The following is a 16,586-nucleotide window of genomic DNA, read 5'->3' on the forward strand; positions in this document are numbered from 1 at the left end:
GATCAGGCGGTTTGCCGGCCGAGCCGGGACAGCCCTTCCTGCAGCTCCTCGGCGTTCATGCAGATGAACATCTGGACGTCGGCGTCGAGCTGTAGCCAGAACGGCTCGCAGGCGGTGACCACCGAGGCCTCGTCCTGGACGTCCACGGCGAAGAGCATGGCCCGGCGGCCGTGGCGGGCGAAGAAGTACGCCGCCTCCGGCTTGAGCTTGCTGATGATCCCTTCCAGGACCGGGCCGACCGAGCCGTCGGCGATGAGCTTGTTGGAGGTTCCGGTGTCGAGGGTGACTTCCAGCAGGGCGCGCATCGTCCCCGCTCCTTCCCCGGGCTCGGGGTGAGTCCGCAACTCCAGCGTCCCGCCGCCCCGGTGGCCACGCAATGCGGCGTCGAGCCACGCCGGTTCACGCCGCGCGACGTCAGGCGGCGTGGGGACGCGGCGGCCGCGACCGTGCCGCGGCGACCTCCGGACCGTCCGTCCCCTCCGCCGCCACCGGTGACCCGTCGTGGCGCTCGGTGCGGTCGTGGTGATCGTGGTGGATCGGCCCGTCGCCGGCGCTCAGTGGCAGGCAGCCGCCGCCGCGCCGGTGGGCGATGATCTCGGCGGCGACCGAGACCGCCGTCTCCTCCGGGGTGCGCGAACCGAGGTCGAGGCCGATGGGGGAGCGCAGCCGGGCGAGTTCGGCCCCGGTGAGGCCCGCCTCGCGCAGCTTCGCCAGCCGGTCCCGGTGGGTGCGGCGCGAGCCCATCGCGCCGACGTAGACGACCGGCAGTCGCAGGGCGCGCTCCAGCAGCGGGATGTCGAACTTGGCGTCGTGGGTGAGCACGCAGAGCACGGTGCGCCCGTCGATCCGGCCGAGCTGGGAGTCCAGGTAGCGGTGCGGCCAGTCGACCACGACCTCGTCGGCCTCCGGGAAGCGGCGGGCGGTGGCGAAGACGGGCCGGGCGTCGCAGACGGTGACGCGGTAGCCGAGGAACCTGCCGATCCGCACCACGGCGGCGGCGAAGTCGATCGCCCCGAACACCAGCATCCGCGGCGCGGGCACGTAGGACTCGACGAAGCAGCTGACGGTGCCCCGCTCGTGTTCGTCGCAGGGCCGCCCGTCCAGGCCGAGCACGAGCCGGCCGGTGCGACCGGCCTCCAGCATCGCCCGGGCCTCCGCGACGATTGCCCGCTCCAGCCCGCCGACCACCGACGGCGCCGGGGAGAGCGCCCCGCTGTGTCCGTCCGCGGTCACGGCCACCGTGGCGCCGACCAGTGCGCCCGGACCGGCGATCACCCGGACCAGGGCCACCGGCGTGCCGGCGGCGAGGTGCGCGATCCCGGCGTCCAGCCCGGCGTCGGCCCCCGGCACGACCGGGTGGACGAAGACGTCCAGGGCCCCGCCGCAGGTCAGCCCGACGGCGAAGGCGTCCTCGTCGCTGTACCCGAACCGCTCCAGCACCGGTTCGCCGCTCTCCATCGCGGCCCGGCACAGCTCGTACACCGCGCCCTCGACGCAGCCGCCGGAGACGCTGCCGACCGCCTCCCCGGCCGCGTCCACGGCCAGGGCCGCACCCGGGTCGCGCGGAGCGCTGCCGGACACCCCGACCACGGTGGCCACGGCGAAGGCGCGCCCGGCCGCGTGCCAGGCCTGCAGCTGCTCGGCGATGTCCTGCATGGCGGTGGCTCCTTACACGGTTCCGACAGTAGCGGGGACGCCGCCGTACGGGAAACGATCCGGTACGGCGGCGGTGTTGCAGAACGGCTGTGCAAGCAGGCGGTCCCGAACAGTGCGGCCGAACGGGCGCGGCCGGACAGTGGCGCGGAAGCGGTGCGGCCCGACGGCGGCGGCCCGTCGGCCGACGGCCAACGGCCAACGGCCGGCAACCGGCAACCGGCGACTCTCCAGTGCACGCCCGGCCGGGACTTGATCGGCGTGAGCGCGAAGGGGAGCACGAACACCCCGGTGAGGACCCAGGTGCTTCCCGGGGGGTGCCCCCCGGGGCGGCGGGGACGAGCGCCGCCGCCCCGGGAAGCGTGAACGCCCGCCGTCAGCCGGGCTGTTCGGTGGTCAGGTGCTCCGGCCGGACCGGGATCCGGCTGAGTGCGAGACCGGTGGCGTTGCGGATGGCGGCCACGATCGACGGCGTCGCGGACACGGTCGGCGCCTCGCCGACCCCGCGCAGCCCGTACGGCGCGTGCGGGTCGGCCAGTTCGAGGATCTCCACCGGGATCGGCGGGGTGTCCAGGATGGTGGGGATCAGGTAGTCGGTGAAGGAGGCGTTGCGGACCTTGCCGTCCCGCACGATGATCTCCTCCATCACCGCGAGGCCGAGCGCCTGGGTGCAGCCGCCCTGGATCTGGCCGACCACCGAGAGCGGGTTGAGCGCCTTGCCGACGTCCTGGACGGCGGTGAGCTCGACCACCTTGACCAGGCCCAGTTCCACGTCCACGTCCACCACCGCGCGGTTGGCGCAGAAGCTGTACTGGACGTGGCCGAAGCCCTGGCCGGTCTCCTTGTCGAAGGGCTGGGTGGGCCGGTGGTGGTGCTCGCGGGTGAAGTCGACGGCCTCGTCCCCGAGCAGGTCCACCATCGGGACCAGCACGCCGGCGCTCTCCGACACCACCTTGCCGCCGGCCAGCACGATGTCCTGGTGGGTCCAGCCGTAGCGCCGGCGGCCCTTCTCGATCAGCTCCCGCCGGACGGCCTCGGCGGCCAGCTTCACCGCGCCGCCGGTCATGTACGTCTGGCGCGACGCGGAGGTCGAACCGGCCGACCCCACCTCGGTGTTGGCCGGGTGGATGGTGACCTGCTCGACGCCCAGCTCGGTGCGGGCGATCTGGGCGTGCACGGTGACGCCGCCCTGGCCGACCTCGGCCATCGCGGTGTGCACCATGGCGACCGGCTCGCCGCCGATGACCTCCAGCCGTACCCGGGCGGTGGAGTAGTCGTCGAAGCCCTCGGAGAAGCCGACGTTCTTGATGCCGACCGAGTAGCCGACGCCGCGGACGATCCCCTCGCCGTGCGAGGTGTTGGACAGTGCGCCGGGCAGTCGGCGCACGTCGGGGTGCTCGGTGTCCAGCGGCGGCGGCAGCGGCATCTCCTTGGCCCGCCGCAGCAGGTCGGCCACCGGCGCGGGCGAGTCGATCCGCTGGCCGGTGGGCATGTAGTCGCCCTCCGACATCGCGTTCAGCTGCCTCAACTCCACCGGGTCCATGCCCAGTTCGGCTGCCAGCTTGTCCATCTGCGACTCGTAGCCGAACGCCGCCTGCACCGCGCCGAAGCCGCGCATCGCACCACAGGGCGGGTTGTTGCTGTAGAGCGCGATGGCGTGCATCCGGACGTTCGGGATCACGTACGGGCCGTGCCCGAGCGAGGCCGCGTTGCCGGCCACGGCGGGCGAGGTGGAGGCGTACGCTCCGCCGTCCAGCACGATCCGGGCGTCGGCGAAGACCAGCTTGCCGTCACGGGTGGCGCCGTGCTCGTAGTGCATCCTCGCCGGGTGGCGGTGCACGTGCCCGTAGAAGGACTCGTCCCGGGAGTAGACGATCTTGACCGGCTTGCCGGTGTGCTGGGCCAGCAGGCAGGCGTGGATCTGCATCGAGATGTCCTCGCGGCCGCCGAAGGCACCGCCGACGCCGGCCAGCGTGAGCCGGACCTTCTCCTCGGGCAGGTCGAGCACCGGGGCCATCTGCTCGCGGTCCACGTGCAGCCACTGGGTGGCGATGTAGAGGTCGATGCCGCCGTCCTCGGCGGGCACGGCCAGGCCGGACTCGGGGCCGAGGAAGGCCTGGTCCTGCATGCCGACCTCGTAGTCGCCGCTGACGATGACGTCCGCCAGCGCCCGCACCTCGTCGGTCACGCCGCGGCCGGAGACCAGCCGCTGTTCGTGGCAGATGTTGCCGTGGGCGTGCGACTTGTACTCGTGCGGCTCGTGGACGTAGCCGTGCGTCTCCGGGTCGAGGCACTGCTCCTCGGTGACGATCGGCGTGCGCACCGCGTACTCGACCGCGATCTTCTTCACCGCGCGGCGGGCCGTCTCCGGGTGGTCGGCGGCGACCAGCGCGATCGCCTCGCCCTGGTACCGGATCCGGTCGATGGCCAGGACCGGCTGGTCCTTGACATCCAGGCCGTAGTACTTCGAGCCGGGGATGTCCTCGTGCGTCAGCACCGCGTACACGCCGGGCACCTTGAGCGCCTCGGAGACGTCCACCGAGAGGATGTCGGCGCGGGGGTGCGGCGAGCGCAGCGTCGTGCCCCACAGCATGTCCTCGTGCCACAGGTCCGAGGAGTAGGCGAACTCGCCCCTGACCTTCAGCTGGCCGTCCGGGCGCAGCGGCGAGCCGCCGATGCCGTCCTTGGAGGCCTGGTCGATGTTCTGCAGGTTCTTCTGGCCCTGGATCGTGCGCGTGGTCATGCCGTGCCCTTCCCGGCGCACTTGCGGGCCGAGGCGAGCCGCACCGCGTCCATGATCTTCTCGTAGCCGGTGCACCGGCACAGGTTGCCGGACAGCGCCTCGCGGATGTCGTCGTCGCTCGGCCGGGCGTCCTGCTCCAGCAGGGCGTCGGTCTGCACCAGCAGGCCGGGGGTGCAGAAGCCGCACTGGACGGCGCCGGCGTCGACGAACGCCTGCTGGACCAGGCCCAGTTCGCCGTTCTCCTCGCCCAGCCCCTCGACCGTGCGGACCTCGCGGTCCTGCACCTGGCCGGCCGCGACCAGGCAGGAGCAGACCGGGACGCCGTCCAGGTAGACGGTGCAGGAGCCGCACTCGCCCTGCTCGCAGGCGTTCTTCGAACCCGGCAGGCCGACCCGCTCGCGCAGGACGTAGAGCAGGCTCTCGCCCTCCCACACGTCGTCGGCCTCGACCGGCTTGCCGTTGGCGGTGAAAGTGACCCTCATGCCGCGCTCCCGATCTGCTTGCCGTAGTCGTTCCAGCACCAGGTGAGGGTGCGGCGGGCCATCACGGCCAGGGCGTGGCGCCGGTAGTCGGCGGTGCCCCGGACGTCGTCGATCGGCGAGGCCGCGGTCTTCACCAGCTCGCCGAAGCGCTGGATCACCTCGGTGCCCAGCAGGCCGCCGGACTCCCAGAGCCCGCGCTCGGCGAGCACGTCCTGCAGGTACTCCTCGGCCTCGACGGCGCGGCGCGGTGTGGGGGCGGCCGACCCGATGCCGGTGCCCACGGTTCCGTTCTTCGGGTGCAGGGCGAAGCCGAAGGCGCAGACCGCGATCACCATCGCGTTGCGGGTGCCGATCTTCGAGAACTGCTGGGGGCCGTCCGCCACCGGGATGTGCACCGCCCGGATCAGCTCGTCGGCCGCCAGGCAGTTGCGCTTCACACCGACGTAGAAGTCGTCGATCGGGATCATCCGGGTGCCGCGCACCGAGGCCGCCTCGACGAACACGTCCCGCCCGGCGGCCAGCAGCGCGGGGTGCGCGTCACCGGCCGGAGAGGCCCCGCCGAGGTTGCCGCCGACGCCGCCGCGGTTGCGGATCTGCGGCGAGCCGACGGTGCGGGCCGCCAGGGCGAGGCCGGGCAGCGGCCCGGACAGCTCGTCGATGATCCGGGTGTACGGGACCGAGGCGCCGAGCTTCACGACACCGCCGTCGTCGGACCACTCGGTCAGCTCGGGGATGCGGTTCAGATCGAGGATCGCGGGTGGCCGGTGCACGTCGAAGTTCATCTCGACCATGACGTCCGTACCGCCCGAGATGGGCAGCGCGGCCGGGTACTCGGCCTTCGCCGCGAGTGCCTCGTCCCAGGTGGCGGGCCGAAGGAACTCCATGCGGGTGTCTCCTCAAGTCGTCGCCCGCCGGGTGTCCGGCGGCGTGTCGCCCAGTGAACCCCTGTGACGCGGCCCGCTGGCAGTCACCGATGGCATGAAGCCCCGGCTGTGGTCCCGCCCGGCATCCTGTACGTTCCTCTAAGGAGCAGAATCCCGCAGCCCGGGTGTTGGCCGGGTGCTACCTACGACCGTAATCCGGCCGTGACGGACGGGCTACGGGCCCGCGTCCCGGCCGTCGGTCATGCGTCACACCGGGCACGGATGTTCGGGCACACTGTGACCCCCCGGACCGAAGGCCCGGTACCCGTTCCCTCCGACCTCCTTCCCGATTTCCGTTCCGATCACCCGTTCCGATCACCCGTTCCGAGCACTTGCCCCGATTGCCCGCCCCGATCCAGCCCCGAAGGAGTCCGCGGATGCGTGTCCGTGACCTGCTCGCCCCCGGCGCCCCGCGCCTGCGCCTGCTCGCGGCCGAGGAAGAGCTGGACCGGCAGGTCAGCGGCGTGATGACGACGGACCTGCAGGACCCGGGACGCTACCTGCACGGCGGCGAACTGGTGCTCACCGGCATGCTCTGGCGCACCGTCCCGGCCGACTCCGATCGCTTCGTACGGACCATCGCGGCCGGCGGCGCGGTCGCCCTCGCGGCCGGCGAGGCCGAGGTCGGCCCGGTGCCCGAGGACCTGGTCGAGGCCTGCAACCGGCACCGGATGCCGCTGCTCGCCGTCCCCGAAGACATCGCCTTCGGCGCCGTCGCCGAGTTCATCGGCCGCCAGGTGTCCGCCGACCGCGCCGCCGACCTCGCCGCCCTGGTCGACCGGCACCGGCTGCTGGTCTCGGCGGCCGGTGGCGGCGGCCTGGACGCGGTGCTCGACCTGCTCGGCGGCGACCTCGACCTGGACTGCTGGGTGCTCGCCCCCACCGGCGCGGTGATCGCCGGCCCGGCCGACCGCCTCTCCGCCGCGGACCGTGACCAGCTCGTCCGCGCCCACCTCGCCGCCCGGCGCCAGCGCCGCCGCCCCCCGCACCGGGCCCGCCTGGCCACCGGCGCCTACTCGCTGCTGCCCGCCGCGGCCTCCGCCGAGCACGAGGCGCCGCTCGCCGACTGGATGCTCGCGGTGGCCGGCGACATCACCGAATGGACCACCAAGCGCCAGCAGCTCGCCGAGAACCTGGCCCGCCTGGTCGCCGCCGAGCGCCACCGCCGGGACGAGGGCCGACGGCTGCGCCGCCGCCTCGCCGACGAGGTGCTCGCCCTGCTGCGCCGCGACGCCGACCCGGCCGAGATCAGCCGCACCCTGTACGCCTCCTCGGCGATGGCCGCCCGCTACGAGAGCCCCGAGCCCAGGTCCCAGGCCGAGGACGACGCCTGGCTGGTGCTCAGCGCCGAGGGCACCGGCCTGCCCGAGGGCACCGTGCGGGCCGTCCTGGAGGAGGCGCTCGGCGCCACCTCCGACCGTGCCCTGGTCGCCGGGACGGGCACCGGCGCGGTCGTGGTGCTGCCCGTCCTGGACGGCCCGGTGCCCGCCGACACCGTGCGCGACCTGCTCGCCCCGCTGGAGGCCGGGCTCGGCTCCGAGGGCCGGATCACCCTCGGCGTCTCCGCCCCCGTAGCCGGGGCCGGCGGCCTGCGCGGCGCCCTGGAGGAGGCCCGGCACGCCCGTCGGATCGCCGCCTCCCGGGTCGGCCGGGTCTGCGTCGCGGGGCCGGAGGAACTCGCCTCGCACGTCCTGCTGCTGGCCGCCGTCCCGGACGAGGTGCGCCGCGCCTTCCGCAGCCGGCTGCTGGACAAGGTGGTCGGGTACGACCTCGAACACCAGGCGGACCTGGTCCGCACCCTGGAGGCCTTCCTGCGCTCGGACGGCTCCTGGACCCGCTGCGCCGCGCAGCTGCACGTCCACGTGAACACCCTGCGGTACCGGATCGGCCGGATCGAGGAGCTGACCGGGCGTGACCTCTCCCGGCTGGAGGACCGGGTGGACTTCTACCTGGCGCTGGAGCTGGCCTGACGGATCACCCGGCAACGCGCGAGGGCCCGCCGCGAACGGTTTCGCGGCGGGCCCTGGTCGTGCGGTCGTGCTGGTGTGCGGTGCGGCGGTCCGCTACTGGGCGGGGATGATCGAGGTCAGCCAGGTGAAGGCACCCGGCACCATCTTCTTCCACTGCTCGGTGGTGTGCGGGCCGGTGCCCTCCTCCACCTGGACGGTGGTCGGGGCCTTGGCCGCGGCGCGGATCGCCTCGCCGTCCTCGTAGCCGTCGCCCTTGGAAGCGCTGATCAGCATGGCGACCTTCGGCGCCTGCTGGGCGGCCTTCAGGATGTTGACCGGGTTGTTGGCCTCGCGCAGCTTCGGGTCCTTGCCGACCAGCGAGTCCTTCTCGTTCGCCGGGTCGTTGTAGCCGGACATCGCGATGGCGGCCCGGTAGCGGTTGGGGTGGGCCAGCGACAGCTTGGCCGCGCAGTGCGCGCCGGCCGAGTAGCCGGCGATCGCCCAGCGGTCCGCGGACGGGTCGGCGCGGAAGTTGTCCAGCACCATCTGCGGGACGTCGCGGGTGATCCAGGCGTCGGCGTTGATCTTGCCGGGGATGTCGGTGCAGCCGGCGTCCTGGCTGTTGCCGAGCAGCAGGGTGCGCGGCGAGACCAGGATGAACGGCGCGACCTTGCCCTGCTGCATCAGCGGCTTGAGCTGCTCGGAGACCTTGAGCGTGCCGTACCAGGTGGAGGAGGAGCCCGGGAAGCCCGGGATCAGCTCGACCACGGGGAACTTCTTGTCCTTGTACGCCGGGTCGTTGTACTGCGGCGGCAGCCAGACCAGCACCTCGCCGTCGACGCCGGAGAGCTGGCCCTTGAGATCGGTCTTCTGCACGTCGCTGGGGACCGCCGGGTCGTTCACGCCGCCGAAGCTCTGCTTCACCTTCGGCTTGTCCTTCGCGGCGTCACCGTTGCCGCCCGCGCCGCCCTGGTCCGCCGGCGGCACCTGGGGCACCGCCCGGACGTGGTTGCCGGTGCCGAGCAGGTCGTCCCAGCTGCCGTAGATCAGGTTGGCGTTGTTGACCATGATGAAGACCATCAGGACTGCCGTGACCTGACAGAACATGATCATGACGATCCGGGACAGGACCTTCACCGGCTGGGGGCCGCCGACCTTCCCCCAGAACAGCAACGCCACGGTGATGGACACCGGCACCAGAAGGACGGTGAGGAGGAAGAATGGCGTACCTGTCAGTTCCATCGCGTTCTCGTATCCGGGTCGCTCGCCGCCCGGGGCCCCAGTCGCCCGAACGCGCGTCAATGTCATCAGACGGCCGGCGACCGATGATCGGTTGCCGTCCGATTCTGTGCGGAACCTGAGAGGAACATCACTTTTCCGCGATGAGCCCCCTTCGGACCGGCGCCTAGTCTGTCACCCGGACGGGGGTCGTCCGGACCAGATGTTCAGCGAACTTCCAGGAAAGGTCCCCCGGCGAACCCTACCTCCCGGGGCGTGCGGGCCGCCGGGCGAGGCGGTGCGATGGCGTACGACCAGGCCAGGGAGACTATGGGGATGAGCATCACCCGCTTTCGCCCGTCCCCACGCCTCTGGCCCGTGTGCGCCGTCCTGGCCCTCGCGGTCGCCGCGGCCGGATGCAGCAGTACCGGAGGAAGACGCGCCGAGGAGGCCCGTGCCAAGGCCGCGGCCGCCGGCGGCAGCGCCGTCACCACCCCGCGCTGGAAGGTCGCCATGGTGACCCACTCCGGCGCCGGAGACTCCTTCTGGGACACCGTGCGCAAGGGCGCCGAGCAGGCCGCCGCCAAGGACAACATCACCTTCCTGTACTCCAACGACGCGCAGACCCAGAACCAGGTCCAGCTCGTCCAGGCCGCCATCGACCAGAAGGTCGACGGCCTGCTCGTCACCCTCGCCAAGGGCGACGCCATGGCCGACGTCCTCGCCAAGGCCAAGGCGGCCGGCATCCCGGTGATCACCCTCAACTCGGGCCAGGAGTACTCGCAGAAGTTCGGCGCGCTCACCCACATCGGCCAGGACGAGTCCACCGCCGGCCAGGCGGCCGGCACCGAACTGGCCGCCCGCGGCCGCAAGAACGTGCTCTGCGTCATCCACGAGCAGGGCAACGTCGGCCAGGAGCAGCGCTGCTCCGGCGCCCGGGCCACGTCCGGCGGGTCCTTCCAGGTGCTCTACGTCAACGGCGTCGACATGCCCGACGCCCGCGCCGCGATCTCCGCCAAGCTCCAGGCCGACCCGGCCATCGACACCGTGCTCACCCTCTCCGGCGCGATGGCCGCCACCGGACTGCAGGCCGTCCAGGACGCCCGCCGCTCCGTCGAGCTGGACACCTTCGACCTGGGCCCGCAGGTGGTGGCCGGGCTCAAGTCCGGCAGCGTCGGTTTCGCCGTCGACCAGCAGCCCTACCTCCAGGGCTACGAGGGCGTCGACCTGCTCTGGCTGTACAAGTCCAACCTGGACATGCTCGGCGGCGGCAAGCCGGTCGAGACCGGCCCGCAGATCCTGACCAAGGACGACGCCGCCGCGCTCGCCGAGTACGTGGCGAGGGGGACCCGGTGAGTGCTCCGGACCTGCTCGCCCGGGACGGTCTGCTCCAGGACCGTCCGGCGGCCCTGCGGCGGCTCCTCGCCCGCCCGGAGCTCGGCTCGCTGATCGCGGCCGTCGCGGTGTTCCTGGTCTTCGCCGTCGTCGCCGAACCGTTCCTGCGGGTCTCCTCGCTGGGCACCGTGCTCTACGCGGCGTCCACCATCGGGATCATGGCGGTGCCGGTCTCGCTGCTGATGATCGGCGGCGAGTTCGACCTCTCGGCCGGCGTGCTGGTCACCACCGCCGCGCTGACCTCCTCGCTGGTCTCGTACCAGTTCACCGCGGTCACCTGGGTCGGCGTGCTGGTCTCGCTCGCGACCACGCTGTCGATCGGCTGGTTCAACGGCTGGATGCTCGGCCGCACCAAGCTCCCCAGCTTCATCGTCACCCTCGGCACCTTCCTGATGCTGACCGGCGCCAACCTGGGCATCACCAAGGCGGTCTCCGGCACCGTCTCCACCAAGTCGATCGCCGACATGGAGGGCTTCGAGTCCTGCCGCCGGCTGTTCGCCTCCGAGGTCACCATCGGCGGGCTGACGATCAAGGCGACCGTCTGGTGGTGGCTCGGCCTGCTGGTGGTCGGCAGCTGGGTGCTGCTGCGCACCCGCTTCGGCAACTGGATCTTCGCCGTCGGCGGCGACGCGGACGCCGCCCGTGCGGTCGGCGTGCCGGTCGCCCGGACGAAGACCGTGCTCTACCTGGGTGTCGGCTTCGGCGCCTGGGTGCTCGGGCAGCACCTGCTGTTCTCCTTCGACACCGTGCAGTCCGGCGAGGGTGTCGGCAACGAGCTGATCTACATCGTCGCGGCCGTCATCGGCGGCTGCCTGATCACCGGCGGCTACGGTTCGGTGGTCGGCTCCGCGCTCGGCGCGCTGATCTTCGGCATGGCGAGCAAGGGCATCATCTACGCCCAGTGGAACCCGGACTGGTTCAAGTTCTTCCTCGGCGCCATGCTGCTGTTGGCGGCACTGCTGAACGCCTACGTCAAGCGCCGGGCCGAGCGGGGGCCGCGATGAGTGCCGAAGGCGCGACGAGCCCGGAGGCCGTGAAGAATGCCGAAGCCGGGAAGAGTACCGAGGTCGCAACGAGTACCGAGGCCGTGATGAACGACGAACTGCTCTCCCTGGACCGGGTCGGCAAGAGCTACGGCACCGTCCGGGCGCTCTCGGACGTCTCGCTGACCCTGCGGGCCGGCGAGATCAGCTGCGTGCTCGGCGACAACGGGGCCGGCAAGTCCACCCTGATCAAGATCATCTCGGGGCTGCACCGGCACGACGAGGGCAGCTACACCGTGGGCGGCGAGGAGGTCCGCTTCGACTCCCCGCGCCAGGCCCTGGACCGCGGCATCGCCACCGTCTACCAGGACCTCGCCGTCGTCCCGCTGATGCCGGTCTGGCGCAACTTCTTCCTCGGCTCCGAGCGGGGCACGCGCCGCTGGGGCGGCCTGCGCCTGGACGCCGAGGGCATGCGCGCCACGACCCGCACGGCGCTCGCCGAGATGGGCATCGACCTGCACGACGTCGACCGGCCGATCGGCACCCTCTCCGGCGGCCAGCGCCAGTGCGTGGCGATCGCCCGCGCGGTGCACTTCGGCGCCAAGGTGCTCATCCTGGACGAGCCCACCGCGGCGCTGGGCGTCAAGCAGTCCGGGGTGGTGCTCAAGTACGTCACCGCGGCCCGCGACGCCGGGCTCGGGGTCGTGCTGATCACCCACAACCCGCACCACGCGTACCTGGTCGGCGACCACTTCACCCTGCTGAAGCGCGGCCGGATGGCGGGCAGTCACCCCCGGGCCGAGATCGGCCTGGAACAGCTCACCACCGAGATGGCCGGCGGCTCCGACCTCGCCGAACTCTCGCACGAGCTGGCCCGGCCCGGCCTTCCCTCCAGCCCTTCCGGCCCCTCTGGCCCTTCCGGTCCTTCCGGTCCTTCCAGTCCTTTCCGTCCTTCCAGTCCCGACTCCCGTGAGGAGCGTCCGCAGTCGTGACCAGCCCTCAAGGCACCCGGCCGCCCGTCCTGCCCACGCTGCTCGGCCTCGGCCCGCGCGCCGAGCGGCGCCGCCGCGCCCTGCCCGCGGGGATACTGCGACTGCCCACCATCGGCGTCGACATCGGCGGCACCAAGGTGGTCGCCGGCGTGGTGGACGGCGAGGGCAAGGTGCTGGAGAAGCTGCGCACCGACACGCCGGACAAGAGCAAGAGCCCCAAGGTCGTCGAGGACGTCATCGTCGAGCTGGTGCTGCAGCTGGCCGACCGGCACGACGTCCACGCGGTCGGCATCGGCGCGGCCGGCTGGGTCGACGCCGACCGCTCCCGGGTGCTGTTCGCCCCGCACCTCAACTGGCGCAACGAGCCGCTCCAGCAGGTGCTCAGCGAGCGGCTGCGGTTCCCGGTGATCGTGGAGAACGACGCCAACGCGGCCGCCTGGGCCGAGTGGCGCTTCGGCGCCGGGCGGGGCGAGGACCACATGGTGATGCTCACCCTGGGCACCGGCATCGGCGGAGCCGTGGTCCGGGACGGTTACGTCGACCGCGGCAAGTACGGGCTGGCGGGCGAGTTCGGGCACATGCAGGTGCTGCCCGGCGGCCACCGCTGCCCGTGCGGCAACCGCGGCTGCTGGGAGCAGTACTCCTCCGGCAACGCGCTGGTGCGCGACGCGCGGGAGCTGGTCGCCGAGGAGTCCCCGGTGGTGCAGGCGCTGCTGGCGCGGGCGGGCGGGACGGTCGAGGGCATCACCGGGCCGCTGGTCACCGAGGCCGCGCAGGAGGGCGACCCGACCGCGATCGAGCTGCTCTACGAGGTCGGCACCTGGCTGGGCGTCGGCATCGCCAACCTGGCCGCCGGGCTGGACCCGGGCCGCTTCGTCATCGGCGGCGGTGTCTCGGAGGCCGGCGACCTGCTGCTCGGCCCGGCCCGGGACACCTTCCGCCGCACCCTCACCGGCCGCGGCTTCCGCCCCGAGGCCGCCATCGTGCACGCCGCCCTCGGCAACGAGGCCGGCCTGGTCGGCGCCGCGGACCTGGCCCGCCAGGTGGCCCGGCGGTTCCGCACCATCAAGCGGCGCCGGGTGGAGCGCAGCGCGTTGTAGGGGTGGGGGTGTCGGGAGCCGGGGGTGCCCGGGGTGGGCGGCTGACGGCTGACAACATTCAGCGAACAGAGTTCAGCGAACAGATTTCGTTTTCTGTTCGCTGAACTCTGTCAGCTGTCAGCTGTCAGCTGTTCGCCGCTCGGCCGTCCGTCCCCCTTTTGCTTCCGTACTGTCAACTACCGGTCGGTAGTGGCACGGTGTGGTTGTCGGAACATCCCGCCTGTGGAACAACTGAGTTGACGTCGACTCAGGAGGACCCGTGAGGACTCTGACCCGCCTGGCCCCACCACTGCTGCTCACCACCGCACTGCTCTGGTCCACCGCGCTGCCGGCCGGAGCCGCGACCCCGCCGCCGAAGGCGCCCGAGGCGGTGGGCTGGGGCGGAGCGGTGGCCACCGTCGACGCCGACGCCACCGCCGCCGGGATCGAGGTGTTACGCAAGGGCGGCAACGCGGTGGACGCGGCGGTCGCCGCCGCGGCCGCCCTCGGCGTCACCGAGCCGTACTCCTCCGGCATCGGCGGCGGCGGGTACTTCGTCTACTACGACCACGCCACCGGCCGGGTGCACACCATCGACGGCCGCGAGACCGCCGGCCGCACCGCCGACGCCGGACTGTTCCTGGAGGGCGGCAAGCCGCTGCCCTTCGCCGACGCCGTCACCAGCGGCCTGTCCGTCGGCGTCCCCGGCACCCCGGCCACCTGGGACGCCGCACTGCGCCGCTGGGGCACCAGGTCACTCGCCCAGGCCCTCGAACCCGCCGAGCGGATCGCCGACGACGGCTTCGTCGTGGACGAGACCTTCCGCGGCCAGACCGCCGACAACCAGGCCAGGTTCAAGGACTTCCCGGCCACCGCCAAGCTCTACCTGCCCGGCGGCAAGCCCCCCGAGGTCGGCAGCGTCCTGCGCAACCCGGACCTCGCCGCCACTTACCGGCTGCTCGCCAAGGACGGCGTGAAGGCCTTCTACCAGGGGCAGTTGGCCGAGGACGTGGTCAACACCCTGCAGCACCCGCCGGTCGACCCGGCCTCCGGCCGCAACGCCCGCCCCGGCGCGGTGGACGCCGCCGACCTCGCCGCCTACCGGGTCCGCGACCAGGACCCCACCCACGTCACCCACGGCGCCTACGACGTCTACTCGATGGCCCCCTCCAGCTCCGGCGGCACCACCGTCGGCGAGGCGCTCAACATCCTGGAGGACGGCGGTGACGTCTCCGCCTACAGCGGCACGCAGTACTACCACCACTTCCTGGAGGCCTCCCGGATCTCCTTCGCCGACCGCAACCGCTGGGTCGGCGACCCGGCCTCCGGCGACGTCCCCACCCGGCAGCTGCTCTCCGCGCGGTACGCCGCCTCCCGGGCCTGCCTGGTCAGCCCCGACCACGCGCTCACCAGCCCGCTCGCCCCCGGCGACCCCCGCCACCCGGCCGACTGCGCCGACACCGGCCAGGCCGTGGCCGAGCCGTACGAGGGCCCCAACACCACCCACCTGACGGTCGCGGACCGCTGGGGCAACGTCGTCTCCTACACGCTCACCATCGAGCAGACCGGCGGCAGCGGCATCACCGTCCCCGGCCGGGGCTTCCTGCTCAACAACGAGCTGACCGACTTCGACTTCACCCCGCTCGCCCCCGGCGTCCCCGACCCCAACCTGCCGGGCCCCGGCAAGCGGCCGCGCTCCTCGATGTCGCCGACCGTCGTGCTGCGCGACGGCGAGCCCTTCCTCGCCACCGGCAGCCCGGGCGGCGCGACCATCATCACCACCACCCTGCAGGTGCTGCTCGGGCGGCTCGACCGCGGCCTGAGCCTGGAGCAGGCCATCGCCGCGCCACGGGCCAGCCAGCGCAACACGGCCGCGACCCAGGCCGAGCCCGCCTTCCTGGCGCTGCCCGAGCGGGCGGAGCTGGAGGCGCTGGGGCAGGTCTTCACCGGCGTGGCCGAGATCGGCGCCGCCACGGGCGTGGAACGGCTGCCGGACGGGCGCTGGGTGGCCGCCGCCGAACCCGTGCGGCGCGGTGGCGGCTCGGCGGCGGTGGTCCGGCCCGCGCGCTGACCGGGCGGGCCCCGCGCTGACCGGGCGGGCCCCGCGCTGACCGGCCCGCGCTGACCGGCCCGCGCTGACCGGCCCGCGCTGACCGGGCAGGCCCCGCACGCGCCGATCGGGCCGGGTCCGCGCCCCGACGGGGCCGGTGGCCGCGGGTCGGGGCCGTCCGGATCGTCAGTGGCGGGCGGTATGTTCGGGGTGGGCCTCCCTCACCAGGGCCGGCCCGCCCCGTCCGCACCCCTCCGGATCCGGACCCCCGTCCGTACCGAACCACCGGGAAGGCCGCCCGCCGTGACCGTCCGCATCGCCACCTGGAACATCAACTCCGTCACCGCGCGGCTGCCCAAGCTCCTGGAGTGGCTGGAGAGCGCCAAGCCCGACGTGCTCTGCCTCCAGGAGCTCAAGTGCGCGGCCGACGCCTTCCCGTACGACGAGGTCCGCGAGCTCGGCTACGAGACGGCCGCGCACGGCACCGGCCGGTGGAACGGCGTCGCCGTCGTCTCCCGGCTCGGCCTGGAGGAGGTCGTGCGCGACCTGCCCGGCCAGCCCGGGTACCTCGCCGACGGCGCCCTGCTGCCCGACGTCGAGCCGCGCGCCATCGCCGCGACCTGCGGCCCGGTCCGGGTCTGGTCGGTCTACGTGCCCAACGGCCGCGAGGTCGGCCACGCGCACTACCACTACAAGCTGGAGTGGCTGGAGGCGCTGCGCAAGGCCTCCGTCGAGGACGCCGCCGGCTCCCGCCCGTTCGCCGTCCTGGGCGACTTCAACATCGCCCCGGCCGACGAGGACGTCTTCGACGTCGCCGCGTTCGAAGGCCTCACCCACGTCACCCCGGCCGAGCGCGCCGCGCTGGAGGCCCTCGGCGGGATCGGCCTGCAGGACGTGGTCCCGCGCCCGCTGAAGTACGACCGCCCGTACACCTACTGGGACTACCGCCAGCTCGCCTTCCCCAAGAACCGGGGCATGCGGATCGACCTCACCTACGCCAACAAGGCCTTCGCCGACGCCGTCACCGACAGCTACGTCGACCGAGAGGCCCGCAAGGGCAAGGGCACCTCGGACCACGCGCCGGTCGTGGTCGACCTCGACCTGTGAGCCGCGCCGGGG

General features: G+C 72.8%; 13 protein-coding genes. 7 read left to right on the plus strand and 6 right to left on the minus strand.

Annotated elements, in window-relative coordinates; translation table 11 throughout:
• Positions 1-2: 2 nt before the first annotated feature.
• From AB0Q99_RS06245 to AB0Q99_RS06265, 5 genes are all read right to left on the minus strand, one after another.
• Positions 3-305: a hypothetical protein gene (locus AB0Q99_RS06245; RefSeq protein ID WP_363568968.1), complete on the minus strand. Its 303-nt coding sequence runs from the start codon at positions 303-305 to the stop codon at positions 3-5.
• Between the two features lie 109 nt (positions 306-414).
• Positions 415-1,656, minus strand: coding sequence for an XdhC/CoxI family protein (locus AB0Q99_RS06250; protein ID WP_363568970.1), 1,242 nt, complete (start codon positions 1,654-1,656; stop codon positions 415-417).
• A 373-nt stretch (positions 1,657-2,029) separates the two neighbouring features.
• Positions 2,030-4,396, minus strand: a complete 2,367-nt coding sequence (gene pucD, locus AB0Q99_RS06255; RefSeq protein WP_363568971.1) for a xanthine dehydrogenase subunit D — start codon at positions 4,394-4,396, stop codon at positions 2,030-2,032.
• Positions 4,393-4,878: a (2Fe-2S)-binding protein gene (locus AB0Q99_RS06260; RefSeq protein WP_363568973.1), complete on the minus strand. Its 486-nt coding sequence runs from the start codon at positions 4,876-4,878 to the stop codon at positions 4,393-4,395. The genes pucD and AB0Q99_RS06260 overlap by 4 nt, the downstream gene beginning before the upstream one ends.
• Entirely contained in the window at positions 4,875-5,762 is an 888-nt protein-coding gene (locus AB0Q99_RS06265) for an FAD binding domain-containing protein (protein WP_363568975.1), read from the minus strand. Before AB0Q99_RS06265 ends, AB0Q99_RS06260 begins: the two co-directional genes overlap by 4 nt.
• Before the next feature lie 416 nt (positions 5,763-6,178).
• On the opposite strand from AB0Q99_RS06265, the gene AB0Q99_RS06270 reads away from it, so the two are divergent.
• Entirely contained in the window at positions 6,179-7,771 is a 1,593-nt protein-coding gene (locus AB0Q99_RS06270; RefSeq protein WP_363568977.1) for a helix-turn-helix domain-containing protein, read from the plus strand.
• 93 nt (positions 7,772-7,864) lie between these two features.
• Here the strand turns inward: AB0Q99_RS06270 and AB0Q99_RS06275 are convergent, their stop codons facing one another.
• A complete protein-coding gene (locus tag AB0Q99_RS06275) occupies positions 7,865-8,992 on the minus strand; it encodes an alpha/beta hydrolase-fold protein (protein ID WP_363568979.1) in 1,128 nt (375 codons plus the stop codon).
• A gap of 312 nt (positions 8,993-9,304) precedes the next feature.
• Between AB0Q99_RS06275 and AB0Q99_RS06280 the strand changes: the two genes are divergently transcribed.
• The 6 genes from AB0Q99_RS06280 to AB0Q99_RS06305 all read left to right on the plus strand — a co-directional run bounded on the left by AB0Q99_RS06280 (position 9,305) and on the right by AB0Q99_RS06305 (position 16,574).
• The gene (locus tag AB0Q99_RS06280; protein ID WP_363568981.1) at positions 9,305-10,324 is read left to right on the plus strand and encodes a sugar ABC transporter substrate-binding protein; all 1,020 of its coding nucleotides are present in this window, start codon (positions 9,305-9,307) and stop codon (positions 10,322-10,324) included.
• A complete protein-coding gene (locus AB0Q99_RS06285) occupies positions 10,321-11,367 on the plus strand; it encodes an ABC transporter permease (protein ID WP_363568983.1) in 1,047 nt (348 codons plus the stop codon). The genes AB0Q99_RS06280 and AB0Q99_RS06285 overlap by 4 nt, the downstream gene beginning before the upstream one ends.
• 86 nt (positions 11,368-11,453) lie before the next feature.
• Positions 11,454-12,338: an ATP-binding cassette domain-containing protein gene (locus AB0Q99_RS06290; RefSeq protein ID WP_363568985.1), complete on the plus strand. Its 885-nt coding sequence runs from the start codon at positions 11,454-11,456 to the stop codon at positions 12,336-12,338.
• A gap of 38 nt (positions 12,339-12,376) precedes the next feature.
• Positions 12,377-13,438: an ROK family glucokinase gene (locus AB0Q99_RS06295; RefSeq protein ID WP_363569277.1), complete on the plus strand. Its 1,062-nt coding sequence runs from the start codon at positions 12,377-12,379 to the stop codon at positions 13,436-13,438.
• 325 nt (positions 13,439-13,763) lie between these two features.
• Positions 13,764-15,488 carry a gamma-glutamyltransferase gene (ggt, locus tag AB0Q99_RS06300; RefSeq protein WP_363569278.1) on the plus strand — a complete coding sequence of 575 codons (1,725 nt, stop codon included), beginning with the start codon at positions 13,764-13,766 and terminating at the stop codon, positions 15,486-15,488.
• A 282-nt stretch (positions 15,489-15,770) separates the two neighbouring features.
• Entirely contained in the window at positions 15,771-16,574 is an 804-nt protein-coding gene (locus tag AB0Q99_RS06305) for an exodeoxyribonuclease III (RefSeq protein ID WP_363568986.1), read from the plus strand.
• Positions 16,575-16,586 lie beyond the last annotated feature (12 nt).

The sequence above is a fragment of the Kitasatospora sp. NPDC086791 genome (assembly GCF_040685975.1).
Lineage (GTDB): Bacteria > Actinomycetota > Actinomycetes > Streptomycetales > Streptomycetaceae > Kitasatospora.

Excerpts from the sequence above, each read along its gene's own strand:
- AB0Q99_RS06250 (WP_363568970.1), bottom strand. The coding sequence starts at position 1,656 with ATGCAGGACATCGCCGAGCAGCTGCAGGCCTGGCACGCGGCCGGGCGC.
- AB0Q99_RS06270 (WP_363568977.1), top strand. The coding sequence starts at position 6,179 with ATGCGTGTCCGTGACCTGCTCGCCCCCGGCGCCCCGCGCCTGCGCCTG.
- AB0Q99_RS06290 (WP_363568985.1), top strand. The coding sequence starts at position 11,454 with ATGAACGACGAACTGCTCTCCCTGGACCGGGTCGGCAAGAGCTACGGC.
- AB0Q99_RS06260 (WP_363568973.1), bottom strand. The coding sequence starts at position 4,878 with ATGAGGGTCACTTTCACCGCCAACGGCAAGCCGGTCGAGGCCGACGAC.
- AB0Q99_RS06280 (WP_363568981.1), top strand. The coding sequence starts at position 9,305 with ATGAGCATCACCCGCTTTCGCCCGTCCCCACGCCTCTGGCCCGTGTGC.
- pucD (WP_363568971.1), bottom strand. The coding sequence starts at position 4,396 with ATGACCACGCGCACGATCCAGGGCCAGAAGAACCTGCAGAACATCGAC.
- AB0Q99_RS06265 (WP_363568975.1), bottom strand. The coding sequence starts at position 5,762 with ATGGAGTTCCTTCGGCCCGCCACCTGGGACGAGGCACTCGCGGCGAAG.
- AB0Q99_RS06275 (WP_363568979.1), bottom strand. The coding sequence starts at position 8,992 with ATGGAACTGACAGGTACGCCATTCTTCCTCCTCACCGTCCTTCTGGTG.
- AB0Q99_RS06245 (WP_363568968.1), bottom strand. The coding sequence starts at position 305 with ATGCGCGCCCTGCTGGAAGTCACCCTCGACACCGGAACCTCCAACAAG.